This window comes from Sphingopyxis sp. (assembly GCF_034380315.1).
Lineage (GTDB): Bacteria > Pseudomonadota > Alphaproteobacteria > Sphingomonadales > Sphingomonadaceae > Sphingopyxis.
Map to the genome: position 1 here is coordinate 194,082 of NZ_JAXMPB010000003.1, position 15,732 is coordinate 209,813.

The following is a 15,732-nucleotide window of genomic DNA, read 5'->3' on the forward strand; positions in this document are numbered from 1 at the left end:
GGGCCCGCCTGCCGCTCGGTCAAGATCGAGCGGCAGGCGGGCCCATTACTGTTTAACATGCGCTGCGGGCGGCGTGGATCAGACCACGGCACCGTCGTCGTTGCGCGTCACCCGTTCGGCGCCTTCGGTCGCCGCCGTGGTGCGTGGCACGAAGCTGTCGGGGCCAACCTTCAGCCACACGAGGATCGGCGCCGACATGTAGACCGACGAATAGGTGCCGACGAAAATGCCGAGCAGCATCGCGGCGGTAAAGCCGAAGATCACATCGGGACCGACCCACAGCAGCACGGCCAGGGCAATCAACATGGTCAAGCTGGTCATCACCGTGCGCGCCAACGTCTCGTTGATGCTGAGATCAAGCAGCGGGATGATTTCCATCTTGCGATATTTCTTCAGATTTTCGCGGATGCGGTCGAACACGACGATCGTATCGTTCAGCGAATAACCGATGATGGTCAGCAGCGCCGCGACGATATTCAGGTCGAACTGCATCTGGGTCAGCGCAAAGAAACCAAAGGTCAGCGCAACGTCGTGGAACAGCGCGAACAACGCCCCGACCCCGAACTGCCATTCGAAGCGGATCCAGATATAGATGGAGATGGCGACCATCGCGAGCGCAAGGCTGAGCGCGCCTGTCCGCAGCAATTCGCCCGACACCTTGCCCGACACGGTTTCCACCGATCCGGTCTTCGCGGTCGGGAACGCCTTTTGAATCCCGTCGACCAGCTGCTTTCCGGCCCGGTCGGCGGCGGCCTTGTCGCCTTCGGGCAGCGCGGTGCGGATCGACACCGCCTTGTCCGACCCGAATTGCTGGATGGTCGCTTCGCCGAGGCCGATATCGCCTACCTTTTCGCGAATCTCATCGATCGGCGGCATTGCCTGGGTGAATTCGACACGGACCGACTGGCCGCCGACAAAGTCGACACCAAAATTCAGCCCGCGAACGGCGACCAGCACGATCGATGCGATGATCATCAAAAAGCTGATCGCCATGGCGACGTTGCGCCATTTCAGGAACTGGATGTTCGTGCCTTCGGGGACGAGTTTCAGCAAACGCATGGGTCGATCCCTATCAAATATTCAGCGTGGTCGGGCGCGTCTTGTGCAGCCAGCGGGCGGCGAACAGGCGCGTGACGGTCACGGCGGTAAAGACGCTGGTGATGATACCGATGGTCAAAACCACGGCAAAGCCCTTGATCGGGCCGGACCCGAACCAGAACATCAACCCTGCCGCGATGACGTTGGTGATATTGGCGTCGAAAATGGCGCGGCTGGCTTCCTTATAGCCGATTTCGACGGCCTGGAACACGCGACGCCCGCGTTTCAACTCTTCGCGAATACGCTCGTTGATCAGCACGTTGGCGTCGACCGCCGCACCGATGGTGAGGACGAAGCCTGCGATACCGGGCAGGGTCAGCGTCGCGTTGAACGCGGCCATGATCGCGATGATCAGGCCGATGTTGAAGATCAGCGCGATATTCGCATAAATCCCGAAGCGGCCATAAACGACGATCATGAACGCCAGCACAGCCACCGTCGCGATGATCCCGGCGATCGCGCCCTTGCGGATCGAATCGGCACCAAGCTCGGGAGTCACGGTGCGCTCTTCGACCACCGCCATCTTCACCGGCAGCGCGCCCGATCGCAGAGAAATCGCCAGCGCATTGGCGCTCGCAACACTGAAATTCCCCGAAATCTGGGCGCTGCCGCCCAGGATCGGTTCGTTGATCGACGGCGCCGACAACACCTTGCCGTCGAGTACCATCGCAAAGCGCTTGTTCACATTCTGTGCGGTGACGCGGGCAAAGGTGCTCGACCCCGCCGAATCGAACCGGATGCTGACGACCGGCTGGTTCGATTGCGGGTCATAGCTCTGCTGGGCGTTGATCAACTGTTCGCCGCTGATCATCACCTGGCGGCGCAGCACCTCGAACTGGGCGCCATTCCCCTCGCCCTCGGCATAGGGAACGATTTCGCTGCCCACCGGCACCCGGCCGGCAAGCGCTTCATTGGGGTCGGCATTGGCATCGACCATGCGGAATTCCAGCCGCGCGGTCTTGCCGATCAATTCCTTCAGCGCCGCCGGGTCCTGAAGCCCCGGCACCTGCACCACGATGCGATCGTCACCCTGTCGGATGATGGTCGGTTCACGGGTACCAAGCGCGTTGACGCGGCGGTCGATGATGTCGCGCGCCGTGTCCATGGCGTTGGCAACCGCCTGCGTGCGCCCGGCGCTCGTCGGGGTCAGGACGATACGGGTCGTATCGATAACGTCGATGTTCCAGTCGCGCTGGCCGGTCAGGCCCGCACCCTGCGTGACGCTGAACAACCGCTCGCGGGCGGCATCGAGCTGCGCCTGGTCGCGGACCAGAAAGCTGATCTGTCCATTGGCATTCGACAATTCCCCGATAGCGATATCATCGTCGGAGCCCCGCTCGCCGCGCATCGCCGCGCGGACGGTCTTTTCCATATTGGCCAGCTGCGTCTTTTCGAGGTCGGCAAGATCGGCCTCGAGCAGCAAGTGGCTTCCGCCCGCAAGGTCGAGGCCCAGATTGACCTTCGCCTGCGCGAAACCGGGCAGATTTTCGAACTGCTTTTCAGGCAGAAAGCTGGGAATGGAAAAAAGAATGCCGAGCAGCAGGATGATGCTGATGCCGACGGTTTTCCAGCGGGGGAAATCGAGCATGGATGAATTCCGCTTGCCAGGGCTTGCCCGCCGCGACCGCGGCGAGCCTTGCCGCGTCAGTCGTTGGCGGGCTTGCCGCCGGGCTGGAGAACGTCGGACAGGGTCGATTTGACGACCTTGATCTTCACGCCCTGCGCGATTTCGACATCGGCGAAATCATCGTCGACGCGCGTGACCTTGCCGACGATTCCGCCGCCGGTGACGACCTGGTCGCGCGGCTTTACCGCCGCGACCTTGGCGCGATGTTCCTTCATCCGCACCTGCTGCGGGCGGATAAGGAAGAACCAGAACACCACGAAGATCAGCAGATAGGGCACCAGCATCAGGAAACCGGCTGCCCCGCCGCCCGATCCGGCCGCCTGGGTCAGAAGCAATTGCGTCGACATGGATGAAAGACTTTCCGTTCAGATGGCGTACGCCGCTCGCACGAACGACCACGCAAAATATGGCGCGGCGCCTATCACGCAGGCGCGCGGCGCGCAACCAATGGCTGCATGCCCTCCCCCCTCGTCTCGGCCCCGCTGTTGCAGGTGTTTGCAAAATGGGGAAGCGGTTCGCGGGATCAAGGGCAGCCACGCAATCTTCACCACCGATGCCATCGCCGCTTGCATCGCGATCGAAGCCGCGCTAGGGGCCTCGCCTGCCCAACAGGGCCGGTCGGGACGTAGCGCAGCCTGGTAGCGCATCACACTGGGGGTGTGGGGGTCGGAGGTTCGAATCCTCTCGTCCCGACCAATTATTCCACTTAATCGACAATTTCTTTCGATCGGCGGCTGGCCTGCCGGTCGCGGTCGCCCTATGGGCGCCATCCATGGAATTTGCAGTCGAAACCGTCGCCCTTCTGATGGCCGTGGCCTTTGTCGCGGGAACAATCGATGCGATGGCGGGCGGCGGCGGGTTGCTGAGCATCCCCGCACTGATGGCGGCCGGCGTGCCGCCCGTTGCGGCGCTCGCCACCAACAAGCTGCAAAGCATGATCGGCACTGCCTCGGCCTGCTACACCTTCTGGCGCAACGGTCATGTCGACCTGGCGCGCTTTGCCTGGCCGGTCGCGGCCACCTTCGTCGGCGCCTTCATCGGCGCGACCACGGTACAGTTCATCAGTTCGGCCTTTCTGGGAGCACTCGTCCCGGTGCTGCTGATTGCCATGGGGCTCTATTTCCTGCTCGCGCCGGCGATGAGCGGGGTCGATCGCCACGCCCGCGTCGGACCGGTGGGGCTTGCCCTCATCACCTTTGCGATCGGCTTCTATGACGGCTTTTTCGGCCCCGGAACCGGCTCTTTCTTCACGCTGGCGCTGGTCGCGCTCGCGGGGCTCGGGCTGGTTCGGGCGATCGGCAATGCCAAGCTGCTGAACCTGACGACCAATGTTGCCGGTCTGATCGCCATGGGCGTCGGCGGTCATGTGCTGTGGACGCTCGGCCTGATGATGGCGGCCGCCAATGTCGCGGGCAACCAGCTCGGCGCGCGCCTGGCCATTCGTTTCGGCGGACGCGGCGTGCGTCCGGTGCTCGTCCTGATGTCAGCGGCGCTGGCGATCAAGCTGCTCAGCGACCCCGCTAATCCCATCTGGACGCTGTTCTGACCCATCAGGGTTTCAGCACCAGCTTTCCAATCACCTCGCGCCGTTCGATCATCGCAAAGGCCGCGCGCCAATCGGACAGGTCGAGCGCGGCGTGGACGCGCGGGGCAATCCCGCCCCTGGCGGCCAGCGCGTCGACCGCAGCCTGATTCTCTGCGCCGCGGGCGGGAAATTTTCGGCCATATTCGCCCGCGCGCACCCCGATCACCGCAAACCCCTTGATCAGCGCCCGGTTGACGGGAAGTTCAGGGATCCGTCCCGACGCGAAGCCGACCGCCAGCAGCCGCCCGCCAAAGGCGATGCAGCGCGTCGATTCGTCGAACACATCGCCGCCGACGGGGTCGAATATCACGTCGGCGCCCATCCCACCGGTCAGCGCCTTCACCTCCTCGTGAAAGCCGGGCGCCGCCGCGATCACCGCATCAGGCGCGTACAGACGCGCGATCGCCGCGCGCTTTTCCGCGCTGCTCGCCGCCGCGATGACCCGCGCGCCGCGCGCTCGGGCAAGATCGACGGTCGCAAGGCCAACGCCGCCCCCCGCGCCATGCACCAGCACCCATTCGCCCGCCTCCAGCCGTGCGCAGCGCACAAGCGCGACATGGGCCGTCAGATAGGCGACCGGATAGGCGGCGGCTTCATCCCAGTTCAGCCGCTCGGGCTTGGCCCGCAACGACGATGCCGGAACCACCGCATATTCGGCCATCGCTCCGCAGCGAGCGCCGCCGACCACCGCCGCTCCGGCCCGCCAACCGACGACGCCCTCGCCCACCGCATCGACTTCGCCGGAGAACTCCAGGCCAAGGACAAAGGGCGGTTCGGGGCGATATTGATAGGCGCCGCGCGTCATCAACAGATCGGGAAAATTCACCGCGGCGGCGCGCACCCGCACCCGTACCTCGCCCGCACCGGGTTCCGGAACCGCCAAGTCGGCAATCGATGCGCCGCGGTGATCGGGCAGATATTCGGAAACCTGCAGCGCGCGCATCGACAAACCTTTCCTACAATATCCCAATATGGTTCGTTTTCATAACACAGCAAACCAAAGGAGCGAATCATGACCGACGCCGCCCAATCGCGGTTCGACCCCGACACGCTTGTCGATGCCGTCATCGACCGCGAAGGCCCTTATGTAAACCACCCTGCCGATCGCGGCGGGCCGACCTGTTGGGGCATTACCGAAGCGGTTGCCCGGTCCCAGGGTTACACCGGACCGATGCGCAGCCTGCCGCGCGATGAGGCTGCCTCCATCTATCGCCGCATCTATTGGCTGCGCCCGGGGTTCGACCGGATTGCGTTGCGGGCACCGCGAATTGCGGCAGAGCTTTTCGACACCGGGGTCAATATGGGTTGCGCCACCGCTACCGGGTTTCTCCAGCGCGCACTCAACGCATTGAACCGCACCGCGCGCGATTATCCCGACATCGCGGTCGACCGCGCGATCGGTCCGCGTACCCTCTCGGCGCTCGACGCCTTTCTCCGCACGCGCGGCAAGGGGGGCGAGAATGTGCTGCTGCGCGCGATAGAGGCGCTGCAGGGCGAACGCTACATCGCGCTCGCCGAACGCCGCCCGAGCCAGGAGGCCTTTCTCTATGGCTGGCTCGCCCATCGCATCGGCCAGCCCTGATCCCGTTCAAAAAGTGAATCGCGAGTAAAGTTGCGCAGTTTTCCTAGCAAAATGGAGAATCGAAATGAGCATCATCGAAGGGTTGATCGGCCCCATTGCCAAGCTGATCGACAAGATCATCCCCGACCCCGAAGCGCGCGACCGCGCCAAGCTTGAGCTGCTGAAGCTCGAGGGCAGCCAGGAGATGGAGGCGATCCGCACCCGGATGACCGCGATCGTCGCCGAAGCCAGCAGCACCGATCCCTGGACCAGCCGCGCCCGCCCCAGCTTCCTCTATGTCATGTACGCGCTGTTGCTGTGGGCGATCCCGATGGGGCTGATCGCCGCCGCGCGGCCCGAGATGGCCGCAAGCATCGCGCGCGGCATGAATGCCTATCTCGCGGGTATTCCCGAACCGCTCTATGCGCTCTTCGGGACCGGCTATCTCGGCTACACGGCGGCGCGCGCCTGGAGCAAGGCCAAGGGGGTCGAGGCGTAACCGCCCGCCCGCCGAGCGGACGCCCGATGGGTCGCCCGATCGCAGCAGATTTATTCGGCCGGCGGCGCCCCGCGTGCCGCTGCCAGGCCAACCGGACCCGCGACCCGCTTTAACGGCTGCGATACCACGCCATCCCCCCAATCGGCGGTCAGCTCGACCGTGTCGGCGCCGTCGGGGGTGATGGCGACATCGACCGTCCGCTCACCCGCGACAAAGGCAAAGGACACACCGTTCAACCCGCGGCGCAGCGGCTGGCGCTCGACCTGCCCGCACCAGCCGTCGCAGCGCACGATTTCGATCGTCTTGCTCTCGCTGCCCTCGGCCAGATGCACTTCGACCCCGCGATACTCGCCGTTATCGGCGCCCTGGGCGACATTGCTGTAGAATCCGGGCGCGATACTCCACCCGTCCGCCGATGCGGCGGGATCGTCGCCGCCGGCGGAACAGCCGCCAAGCAAGATCAAGACCGCAACCGTCCGGATATGGCGCGGCCTCACGCCGCCAGCGCCGCCTTCACCGCCGCCACCGCCGCATCGCCCGCGGCGCCGTCGGGACCGCCGCCCTGCGCCATGTCGGGGCGGCCACCGCCGCCCTGCCCGCCCAGCGCCGCGACCGCCAGCTTGACCAGCTCGACCGCATTGTGGCGCGCGATCGCATCGTCGGTGACACCCACCGCGACCGAGGCGCGGCCGTCATTGACCGCGACCAGCATCGCGACGCCGCTGCCGACCTGTTTCTTCAGATCATCGACCGCGCCGCGCAGCCCCTTGGGGTCGAGCCCCTCGACGACCTGCGCCAGGAATTTGGTGCCGCCGATCTCTTCGACCGCCGGGCCGCCGCTCGCGCCGCCGCCGCCCATCGCCAGCGCCTTTTTCGCTTCGGCGAGTTCGCGCTCGGCTTTTTTCAGCGCCTCGGCCATCGCCGCGACGCGCGCCGGGACATCGTCGGGCGACGTCTTGAGCGCCGCCGCGGCCGCCTTCAGCGTTTCGTCGCGGCCATTCAGCCACGCCCGCGCCGCCTCGCCGGTCAGCGCCTCGATACGCCGTACGCCCGATGAAACCGCACTTTCGCTGACGATCTTGAACAGTGCGATATCGCCCAGCGCGCGGACATGAGTGCCGCCGCACAGTTCGACCGAATAGCTGTGATCGTCGGCCTTGCCCATCGACAGGACGCGAACCTCGTCGCCATACTTCTCGCCGAACAGGGCCATCGCGCCCGCCGCGATCGCATCGTCGGGGGTCATCAGCCGCGTCGATACCGGTTCATTGGCGCGGATCTGGGCGTTCACCGCCGCCTCGATATCGGCGATTTCCTCGACCGTCAGTGCCTTGGGGTGCGAAAAGTCGAAACGGAAGCGATCCTCGGCGACCAGGCTGCCCTTTTGCGTGACATGATCGCCCAGCCGCCCGCGCAGGGCCGCATGGGCGAGGTGGGTCGCGCTGTGGTTGGCACGAATGCGATCACGCCGCGCCGCATCGACGCTGAGATGCACGGTGTCGCCGACGCGCAACGTGCCGCTCTCCAGCGTGACCTGATGCGTATGCAGCCGCCCGAGCGGCTTGCCGGTATCGCGTACCGCGCCCTTCGCGCCTTCCAGCGTCGCGATCGTCCCGGCGTCGCCCATCTGGCCGCCGCTTTCGCCATAAAAGGGCGTCTGGTTGGTCAGCACCACCAGTTCATCACCCGCCTCGGCCGTATCGACCGGCGCGCCATCCTTGACCAGCGCGATCACCGTCCCCTCGCCCTCGGTCGAGCCATAGCCGGTGAATTCGGTGCTGCCGTTGGTCTCGGCGAGGTCGAACCAGATTTCGTCCGACGCCTTTTCGCCGCTGCCCTTCCACGCCGCGCGCGCCGCCGCTTTCTGTTGCGCCATCGCGGCGTCGAAACCGCCGCGATCGACGGCGATGCCCTGCGTACGCAGCGCATCTTCGGTCAGGTCATAGGGGAAACCATAGGTGTCATAGAGTTTGAACGCGACGTCGCCGGGCAGGGTCGCGCCCTCGCCCATGCCGCTCGTCGCCTCGTCGAGCAGGCGCAGCCCCTTGTCGAGCGTCTGGCGGAACTTCGTTTCTTCGCGTTCCAGCGTTTCCGCGATCAGCGGCTGGGCGCGGATCAGTTCGGGATAGGCGGCGCCCATCTCGGCGGTCAGCGACGGCAGCAGCCGGTACATCAGCGGGTCCTTGGCGCCCAGCAGATGCGCGTGGCGCATCGCGCGGCGCATGATCCGCCGCAGCACATAACCGCGCCCTTCGTTCGACGGCAGCACGCCGTCGGCGATCAGAAAGCTCGCCGCGCGCAGATGGTCGGCGATCACCCGGTGGCTCGCCTGCCGCGCCTTGTCGGCGGGAACCCCGGTCAGATCGACCGATGCCGCGATCAGCGCCTTGAACGTGTCGGTATCATAATTGTCGTGGACGCCCTGCATCACCGCCGCGATGCGTTCCAGCCCCATGCCGGTGTCGATGCTGGGGCGCGGCAGATCGACGCGCTCGCCGCCGGGCAGCTGTTCATATTGCATGAACACCAGATTCCAGATCTCGACGAAACGGTCGCCATCCTCTTCCGGCGATCCCGGCGGGCCGCCCCAGATATGGTCGCCATGGTCGTAAAAGATTTCGCTGCACGGCCCGCACGGCCCCGTGTCCCCCATCGACCAGAAATTGTCGCTGGTCGGAATCCGGATGATGCGCTCTTCGGGCAGCCCCGAAATCTTGCGCCACAGATCGAACGCCTCGTCATCGGTGTGATAGACGGTCGCGGTCAGCTTTTCGGGCGACAACCCCCAGGTGCCGGTGATCAGGTTCCAGGCATGGTGGATCGCCTGTTCCTTGAAATAGTCGCCAAAGGAAAAATTCCCCAGCATTTCAAAGAAAGTATGGTGCCGCGCGGTAAAGCCGACATTGTCGAGGTCGTTGTGCTTGCCACCCGCACGCACGCATTTCTGCGACGAAGCGGCGGTGCTGTACGGCCGCTTTTCCAGGCCGGTAAAGACATTTTTGAACGGCACCATCCCCGCGTTGACGAACATCAGCGTCGGGTCGTTGTGCGGCACCAGCGGCGCCGATGGTTCGATATGGTGCCCCGCCCCGGCAAAATGGTCGAGGAACGAGCGGCGAATGTCGTTGGTCGATGTCATGCGCGCGAATTAGGGACTTTGGCGCCATGTCACAAGCCGGGAAACGTCGATAAGTTCCATCGAATGTTCCGGTCAAAAAGCGGTGGCGATCCCCTTGCCGAGATAACAGGGCAATTGATGCAGCACGTCGACCTTTGGCACCCCATCCTCCATCAGTGCGCGGGGCACTTCGGACGTGTCGGTGCGCACCACGGTGAAATCGCCCCCCGGCGCCGCACGATGCACCACGACATAGCCGCAATCCATCGTGCCGTCCTGGCGGTCGCCGCGAAAATCCAACGCCGCGTACAGGCCGGGCGGCTGGCCCGCGGGGTCCTGATACCAGCTGAGCCGCACGACCCGCAGCGTCCCGTCGCTCCACAGCGCGGCTCGTTTGCGCAGGTTCATTTCCCATTCAAGCCGCGGGTTCGCCGCCTGGAACGACAGGCGCAGCATCGCATAGGCGGCCGCATAGTCGCGCTTCGCCAGCGCCATGACATAGGCCGCGAAGCGCTCCGATGCCGCCTTTTCATCCGCCGCCGACGCGGCAAAGCCGCTGCCTTCCGTCGCATGAACCACGCGTTCGGCTTCGGGTCCGACAACCTGCGCCCTCGCCAGACCGGTTCCGGCGACGAGCATCGCCGCGGCGCAGGCAAGGCCGATACGCTCAATAACCATAATAGGCGCCGCCCTTTTCCCGCGCGCGTTGCCAGGCCGGACGGGCGTGGCAGGCGGCCACAAAGGCGGCGAGCTTGGGATAGCGCGGCGCCATGCCCTGCATCACCGCAATCTCGGCAGGAAAGCTCAGCATGATGTCGGCGGCAGACAGGGCATCGCCAATAAAATGACCAGCGGCCCCCAACTCGCCCTCCATGTAGGAAAAATGCGCATCGAGCTGCTGCGCGATGCGCGGTTCGAGCGGCGCCGCCGCCTCGCCCAGTCGCGCCGTATAGATACGCAGCAGGATCGGGGTCATCGCCGACCCTTCGGCAAAGTGCAGCCATTCCAGATGACGGACATGCTCGTCGCTGCCGCGCGGCGGAACTAAGTGCGCGCCGCCGTGGCGCTCGCACAGATATTCGGTGATCGCCCCGGATTCGATGATCGCCCGGCCGTCATCCTCCAGCACCGGCGATTTGCCAAGCGGGTGGACAGCCAGCAGTTCAGAAGGCGCCAGATTGGTCACCGGATCGCGGTCGTAGAAACGAATCTCATAAGGAGCGCCGATTTCCTCGAGCAGCCACAATATGCGCTGCGACCGGCTATTGTTCAGGTGGTGGACGATCAGGCTCATCGAACATTCTCCCTTTCAGTGTCCGGCCGCACCATTGCGGTCGATCAGCGCGGCAAGCTCGCGCACCAGCTTTGCCCCGACGATCGCGGTCACGCCCCCAACGTCGCGCGACGGATTATACTCAACAATGTCCGCGCCGACGATCGGTGCGCGCTGGCGATGGAGGACCGCGATCAATTCGCGCACCGTCAGCCCGCCGGGTTCGGGATGCGCAACGCCGGGGGCCGCCGAAGGGTCCAGCCCATCGAGATCGATCGAAATATAGAGCGGGCCGTCCAGCACCGGCACCGTCTCCGGCACAAAAGCGGCCATGGGCACGACCTCGACGCCGAAGCGCGCGGCCTGCGCGCGGCAATGACTGTTCATCGTGCGGATACCGACCTGCACCAACCGGGCCGCATGTCCTGCTTCGCAAATGCGCGCAAAGGGCGAGGCATGGCTGCGCGGATTGCCACCGAAATCGTCATAAAGATCGGGATGCGCGTCGATGTGAAGGATGTTCAGCGGTCCGAAGCGTTCGGCGGTCGCGGCGATCAGGGGAAAGGACACCGCATGATCGCCGCCAAGCGCGATCGGAATTTCGCCATTGCCGTGAACCAGCGCGACATGGCGGCGGATCATCGCATCGTCGCGCGGCGTATCCTCGACGAGCGGCAAATCCCCGTCGTCGCAAAAGGCGATGTCGGTCCCGATTTCAGGACCCAGTTCGCTTGCCAGATTGCCACGCTCGCTTCGCAGTTCGGCGCGAATGGCGGCGGGGCCCGCTGCAGCGCCGCGCTCAAAACTGCTGTTGATGTCGGTTGGAAGGCCAAAAAGGCGGATAGCAGACATGCCCTGCTTCTAGACGCTGGCTGCCACCATGCAAGCAAGCGCATGGCCGAGGTGCGTAAACGGCGGGCGGGCCGACCTGCAAGCTATGCAGGATCAAGGGGCAAGGAGCCCGCCGCCGTTTCCGGCCGGTCGCTAGGAGAGGGAACCGGCCGGAGCTTGTCAGTCGTCGCCGTCCTCGTCGCCGGGCCCGACCATCATCTCTTCTGCCACAGCGTCGGTGCGGCTGCGGATCGCAGCTTCGAGCCGCTGCATCAGCTCCGGATTCTCGGTGAGGAAATTCTTGGCATTTTCACGCCCCTGACCGATGCGGATCGAGTCATAGCTGAACCAGGCGCCAGCCTTCTCGACGATCCCGGCCTTGACGCCGAGGTCCAGAATTTCACCGATTTTCGAAATACCCTGGCCGTACATGATATCGAACTCGACCTGTTTGAACGGCGGCGCGACCTTGTTCTTCACCACCTTCACACGGGTCGTATTGCCGACGATTTCATCGCGATCCTTGATCTGGCCGGTGCGGCGGATGTCGAGCCGAACCGAAGCATAGAATTTGAGCGCGTTGCCGCCGGTCGTGGTTTCGGGGTTGCCGTACATCACGCCGATCTTCATGCGCAGCTGGTTGATGAAGATCACCATGCAGCGCGAGCGGCTGATCGAGCCGGTGAGCTTGCGCAGCGACTGCGACATCAATCGCGCCTGCAGGCCGACGTGGCTGTCGCCCATCTCGCCCTCGATTTCGGCGCGCGGGACAAGCGCCGCAACCGAGTCGACAACCAGCACGTCGATCGCGTTCGAACGCACCAGCGTATCGACGATTTCGAGCGCCTGCTCGCCCGTATCGGGCTGCGACACGATCAGCTCATCGATATCGACACCAAGCTTCTTTGCGTAAACCGGATCGAGCGCATGTTCGGCGTCGACGAAGGCCGCGGTGCCGCCCATTTTTTGTGCCTCGGCGATGCAATGCAGCGCGAGCGTCGTCTTGCCCGAACTTTCGGGACCATAGATTTCGATGACGCGGCCGCGCGGCAGACCGCCGACCCCCAATGCGATGTCGAGCCCGAGCGACCCGGTCGAGATGGCCTCGACCTGCATCGCTTCCTTCGACCCCAGCTTCATCACCGAGCCTTTGCCAAAGGCGCGATCAATTTGTGCGAGCGCAGCGTCGAGCGCCTTCTGCCTGTCCGTTCCGTTCACTGATTTCCCCGATTCGACGAGTGACAATTGTCCGGCCATGACCGTCCCTTTCCTGCTCTAGAGCGAAGGCAGAACCATCGCAACGCCGGACCCATGTACGACATTTGTTCCGAAAGAACAAGTGAGGAACAAAATATGTTCCGCGAAAGGAATAATGGGAACTTATTCAGCCGAAAAGCCGCGCAGAACAGCCTCTATGTCATTCAGGCGAAAGGGCTTGCTGACAAGTTTTCGATCACTGTGCGCCGGCGGAATGACGTCGCCGCCCCCTGAGGTAAAGGCAAAGGGAATCCCGCGTTCGGCCAGCGCATCGGCGACCGGCCATCCCTTTTCCTCTCCCAGATTGATGTCGACAAGCGCGCCGCCGATCGGCTCCGAGGCCAGGATCGCCAGCGCCTCGGCGTTGCTGGTGGCCTGCGCCGGTTCGGGAAAGCCCAGAACATCGAACATGTCGACCAGCATCATGCCGATCAGAACATCGTCCTCGACGAGCAGGATGCGGCAATCGTTACTCATGCCTGAGCCCGATGCGCGGCATCGTCCAGCGCCGCCGACGTCGCCTCGGCGAGTTGCGCCACCGAAAAGGGTTTGGGCAGAAAAGCGACATTGTCGATGTCGATCGACTGGCGAAGCTGTTCCTCGGCATAGCCCGACATGAACAGCACCGGCAGATCGGGACGCCGGGCGCGCATCGCGCGCACCATTGCCGGGCCATCCATCGTCGGCATCACGACGTCGCTGATGATCAAGTCGACCTTCTCCATCTGCTCGAACCGTTCCAGCCCTTCTTCGCCCTGCGAAGCGGTCACGACCGTATAACCCGCACGGGTCAATGCGCGTTCCGCGACGGCCCGCACCATATCTTCATCCTCGACAAGCAGGATGGTTCCGGTTCCCCACTGGCTTTTTCTGGGCTTGGCGGGCGCCGTGGGCGGCGCGCTTGCCTCTCCCACCGCCGCGCGGTGGACGGGCAGATAGACGGTGAAGCTGGTCCCCTGCCCCGGCTTGCTGTCGGCAAAGATAAAGCCCGCAGACTGTTTGATGATGCCATAGACGGTCGACAGGCCAAGCCCCGTTCCCTTTCCGACATCCTTGGTCGTGAAAAAGGGTTCGAAAATCTTGGGCAACACGTCCGCAGGAATGCCGGTCCCCGTGTCGCTGACCTTAAGCGCGCTATAATCGGCGGGCGGCATGAATTCATTGCCCATCTGGCGCACCTCGGCAGCCGATACGGGATAAGTCTCGATCGTCAGCGTCCCGCCGCCCGGCATCGCATCGCGGGCATTGACCGCCAGGTTGATGATCACTTGCTCCAGCTGGCCTGGGTCGGCCCGCACCGCCCCCAATCCGCGCCCATGGTGAACCGCAAGCTGAACGGTGTCGCCGATCAGTCGCTTCAGCAAATGCGACACTTCCGAAATCACATCGGGCAATTGCAATATCTGGGGCCGCAGCGTCTGCTGACGCGAAAAGGCGAGCAATTGCCGCGTCAGGCTCGCAGCGCGATTGGCATTGCTGCGAATCTGCTGGATGTCGTCATAGTCACTGTCCCCGGGGGTATGGCGCATCAGCATCAGGTCGCAACTGCCAAGCACGGCGGTCAGTATATTGTTGAAATCATGGGCAACACCGCCAGCAAGCTGGCCCACCGCCTGCATCTTCGACGCCTGCGCCACCTGACGCTTCAACCGCGATTCCTCGCTCGAATCCTTCAGGCTGAGAAGCACTGCCGCCTCGCCCAGTCCGCGCACGCCAACGATACGCATCGACACGGGATCGTCGCCCTGCCCCGCAAGCCGGATCGACAGGTCGCCGCCAACCTGCTGGCCGCTGCTGTGACGGCGGATCATGTCGGCCAGCGGCCCCTTGTCCTCGCCCACCACCAGATCGCCCGGATAACGCGGCATACGGCCGTCGGCGACCCCGGCGGCCCGCATGAAAGCACGGTTCATGTAAAGGAAGCGACCATCGCGATCGACCATCGCCAGGCCAAAGGGCAGCAGCGACAGCAAGGTTTCGACATAGGTTTGCGCGGTGCCGCGATCAGCAGGGCCCATTTCCTCGTCGAGCATCGCGATCAGCACCGGGCCGTTCTCATCGGCCGGCGCCAGAGGAATCTGCAGCATCCGCAGCGGCGTCGCGCGATCCCCTTCGCGCGCGAAATACAGCGCACCTGCATCGTCGAGACGCAGCATCGGCGCGACATCGCGCCCCGCATAATGAACGGCATCGGTTTCGCCCAGCGCGCGCAGCAAGAAGGGCTGGTTGGCGACACGCAGCCGCCCTTCGGCATTCACCAGCGCCGCCATGATCCCCGCCTGCCCCAATGTCCGCCCAGCCGGGCCGTCGAGGTGGCGCATGACTTCGGACGCAAGGTCCAGCCGTTCGATCGCGGCGAATCGCCACACCAGATAATCTTCGGCCTGGCCGGCACGATTGACTTGGGCGCGCAGCCTCAGCGGGCCGACAGACACCTCTTCGACGCGGCCCTCGCCGTCGCGCCAGGCGGTTCGCCCCGCATTTTTGAGGAGATCAGCCCCGCGCCCATCGAGCGGCAGACCGGGCGGCGTCACGAAACCGCCCATCCAGGTTGCGAACAGATCATTCGCGCAGACCAGTCGGCCCGCGCGGTCGGTGACCGCGATGGCGACATCGTCATGGTCGACCGCCTGTCGCAACATGGTCCAGTCGGGCGCAGCGGCCTCTCCCGCCACAGCCGAAGGAAACAGGCGCCGAAAAAGTATCAGGCCAGCCGATGCAAGGGCGAGTCCGGCCAGAAAACCGCCCGCCAACAACGCATCCCGCGTTGCCCAGAAGAGCAGCGCAACCGACAGCAGGGCAAGCCCCGCAACAATCGCGATATCGATGCGCGACAGTTTCGGGGGATTGAGCAAGGCCGCAGCAGAGCCCGCCCCCCTGCTG

15 protein-coding genes and 1 tRNA gene are annotated in these 15,732 nt (G+C 64.5%); 4 read left to right on the plus strand and 12 right to left on the minus strand.

Features of this window, described 5'->3' with window-relative positions; genetic code table 11:
- Window positions 1-78: 78 nt before the first annotated feature.
- The 3 genes from secF to yajC are packed head-to-tail and all read right to left on the minus strand — an operon-like array spanning window position 79 to window position 3,072.
- The gene (secF, locus tag U0S50_RS06905; protein WP_322308031.1) at window positions 79-1,059 is read right to left on the minus strand and encodes a protein translocase subunit SecF; all 981 of its coding nucleotides are present in this window, start codon (window positions 1,057-1,059) and stop codon (window positions 79-81) included.
- Window positions 1,060-1,072: 13 nt separating this feature from the next.
- The gene (gene secD, locus U0S50_RS06910; RefSeq protein WP_322308032.1) at window positions 1,073-2,686 is read right to left on the minus strand and encodes a protein translocase subunit SecD; all 1,614 of its coding nucleotides are present in this window, start codon (window positions 2,684-2,686) and stop codon (window positions 1,073-1,075) included.
- A gap of 56 nt (window positions 2,687-2,742) precedes the next feature.
- Window positions 2,743-3,072, minus strand: coding sequence for a preprotein translocase subunit YajC (gene yajC / locus U0S50_RS06915; protein ID WP_322308033.1), 330 nt, complete (start codon window positions 3,070-3,072; stop codon window positions 2,743-2,745).
- Between the two features lie 272 nt (window positions 3,073-3,344).
- On the opposite strand from yajC, the gene U0S50_RS06920 reads away from it, so the two are divergent.
- Both U0S50_RS06920 and U0S50_RS06925 read left to right on the plus strand, forming a co-directional pair.
- A tRNA-Pro gene (locus U0S50_RS06920) sits at window positions 3,345-3,421 on the plus strand.
- Between the two features lie 76 nt (window positions 3,422-3,497).
- A complete protein-coding gene (locus U0S50_RS06925) occupies window positions 3,498-4,271 on the plus strand; it encodes a TSUP family transporter (RefSeq protein WP_322308034.1) in 774 nt (257 codons plus the stop codon).
- 4 nt (window positions 4,272-4,275) lie between these two features.
- Here the strand turns inward: U0S50_RS06925 and U0S50_RS06930 are convergent, their stop codons facing one another.
- On the minus strand, window positions 4,276-5,253 hold the full coding sequence (locus U0S50_RS06930; protein ID WP_322308035.1) for an NADPH:quinone oxidoreductase family protein: 978 nt from the start codon (window positions 5,251-5,253) through the stop codon (window positions 4,276-4,278).
- Between the two features lie 69 nt (window positions 5,254-5,322).
- On the opposite strand from U0S50_RS06930, the gene U0S50_RS06935 reads away from it, so the two are divergent.
- Both U0S50_RS06935 and U0S50_RS06940 read left to right on the plus strand, forming a co-directional pair.
- Window positions 5,323-5,892 carry a glycoside hydrolase family 108 protein gene (locus U0S50_RS06935; protein ID WP_322308036.1) on the plus strand — a complete coding sequence of 190 codons (570 nt, stop codon included), beginning with the start codon at window positions 5,323-5,325 and terminating at the stop codon, window positions 5,890-5,892.
- A 64-nt stretch (window positions 5,893-5,956) separates the two neighbouring features.
- Window positions 5,957-6,370, plus strand: a complete 414-nt coding sequence (locus U0S50_RS06940) for a holin family protein (RefSeq protein WP_322308037.1) — start codon at window positions 5,957-5,959, stop codon at window positions 6,368-6,370.
- 50 nt (window positions 6,371-6,420) lie between these two features.
- Here U0S50_RS06940 and U0S50_RS06945 read toward each other — a convergent pair whose 3' ends face one another.
- From U0S50_RS06945 to U0S50_RS06980, 8 genes are all read right to left on the minus strand, one after another.
- Window positions 6,421-6,867: a hypothetical protein gene (locus tag U0S50_RS06945; RefSeq protein WP_322308038.1), complete on the minus strand. Its 447-nt coding sequence runs from the start codon at window positions 6,865-6,867 to the stop codon at window positions 6,421-6,423.
- Window positions 6,864-9,509: an alanine--tRNA ligase gene (alaS, locus tag U0S50_RS06950; RefSeq protein WP_322308039.1), complete on the minus strand. Its 2,646-nt coding sequence runs from the start codon at window positions 9,507-9,509 to the stop codon at window positions 6,864-6,866. The genes U0S50_RS06945 and alaS overlap by 4 nt, the downstream gene beginning before the upstream one ends.
- Before the next feature lie 72 nt (window positions 9,510-9,581).
- On the minus strand, window positions 9,582-10,166 hold the full coding sequence (locus U0S50_RS06955) for a hypothetical protein (RefSeq protein ID WP_322308040.1): 585 nt from the start codon (window positions 10,164-10,166) through the stop codon (window positions 9,582-9,584).
- Window positions 10,156-10,782, minus strand: a complete 627-nt coding sequence (locus U0S50_RS06960; protein WP_322308041.1) for a glutathione S-transferase family protein — start codon at window positions 10,780-10,782, stop codon at window positions 10,156-10,158. The genes U0S50_RS06955 and U0S50_RS06960 overlap by 11 nt, the downstream gene beginning before the upstream one ends.
- A gap of 15 nt (window positions 10,783-10,797) precedes the next feature.
- Window positions 10,798-11,613 carry an agmatinase gene (gene speB / locus U0S50_RS06965; RefSeq protein WP_322308042.1) on the minus strand — a complete coding sequence of 272 codons (816 nt, stop codon included), beginning with the start codon at window positions 11,611-11,613 and terminating at the stop codon, window positions 10,798-10,800.
- A gap of 159 nt (window positions 11,614-11,772) precedes the next feature.
- Window positions 11,773-12,849, minus strand: coding sequence for a recombinase RecA (gene recA, locus U0S50_RS06970; RefSeq protein ID WP_322308043.1), 1,077 nt, complete (start codon window positions 12,847-12,849; stop codon window positions 11,773-11,775).
- Window positions 12,850-12,972: 123 nt separating this feature from the next.
- Window positions 12,973-13,326, minus strand: coding sequence for a response regulator (locus U0S50_RS06975; protein ID WP_322308044.1), 354 nt, complete (start codon window positions 13,324-13,326; stop codon window positions 12,973-12,975).
- On the minus strand, window positions 13,323-15,704 hold the full coding sequence (locus U0S50_RS06980; protein ID WP_322308273.1) for a response regulator: 2,382 nt from the start codon (window positions 15,702-15,704) through the stop codon (window positions 13,323-13,325). The genes U0S50_RS06975 and U0S50_RS06980 overlap by 4 nt, the downstream gene beginning before the upstream one ends.
- Window positions 15,705-15,732 lie beyond the last annotated feature (28 nt).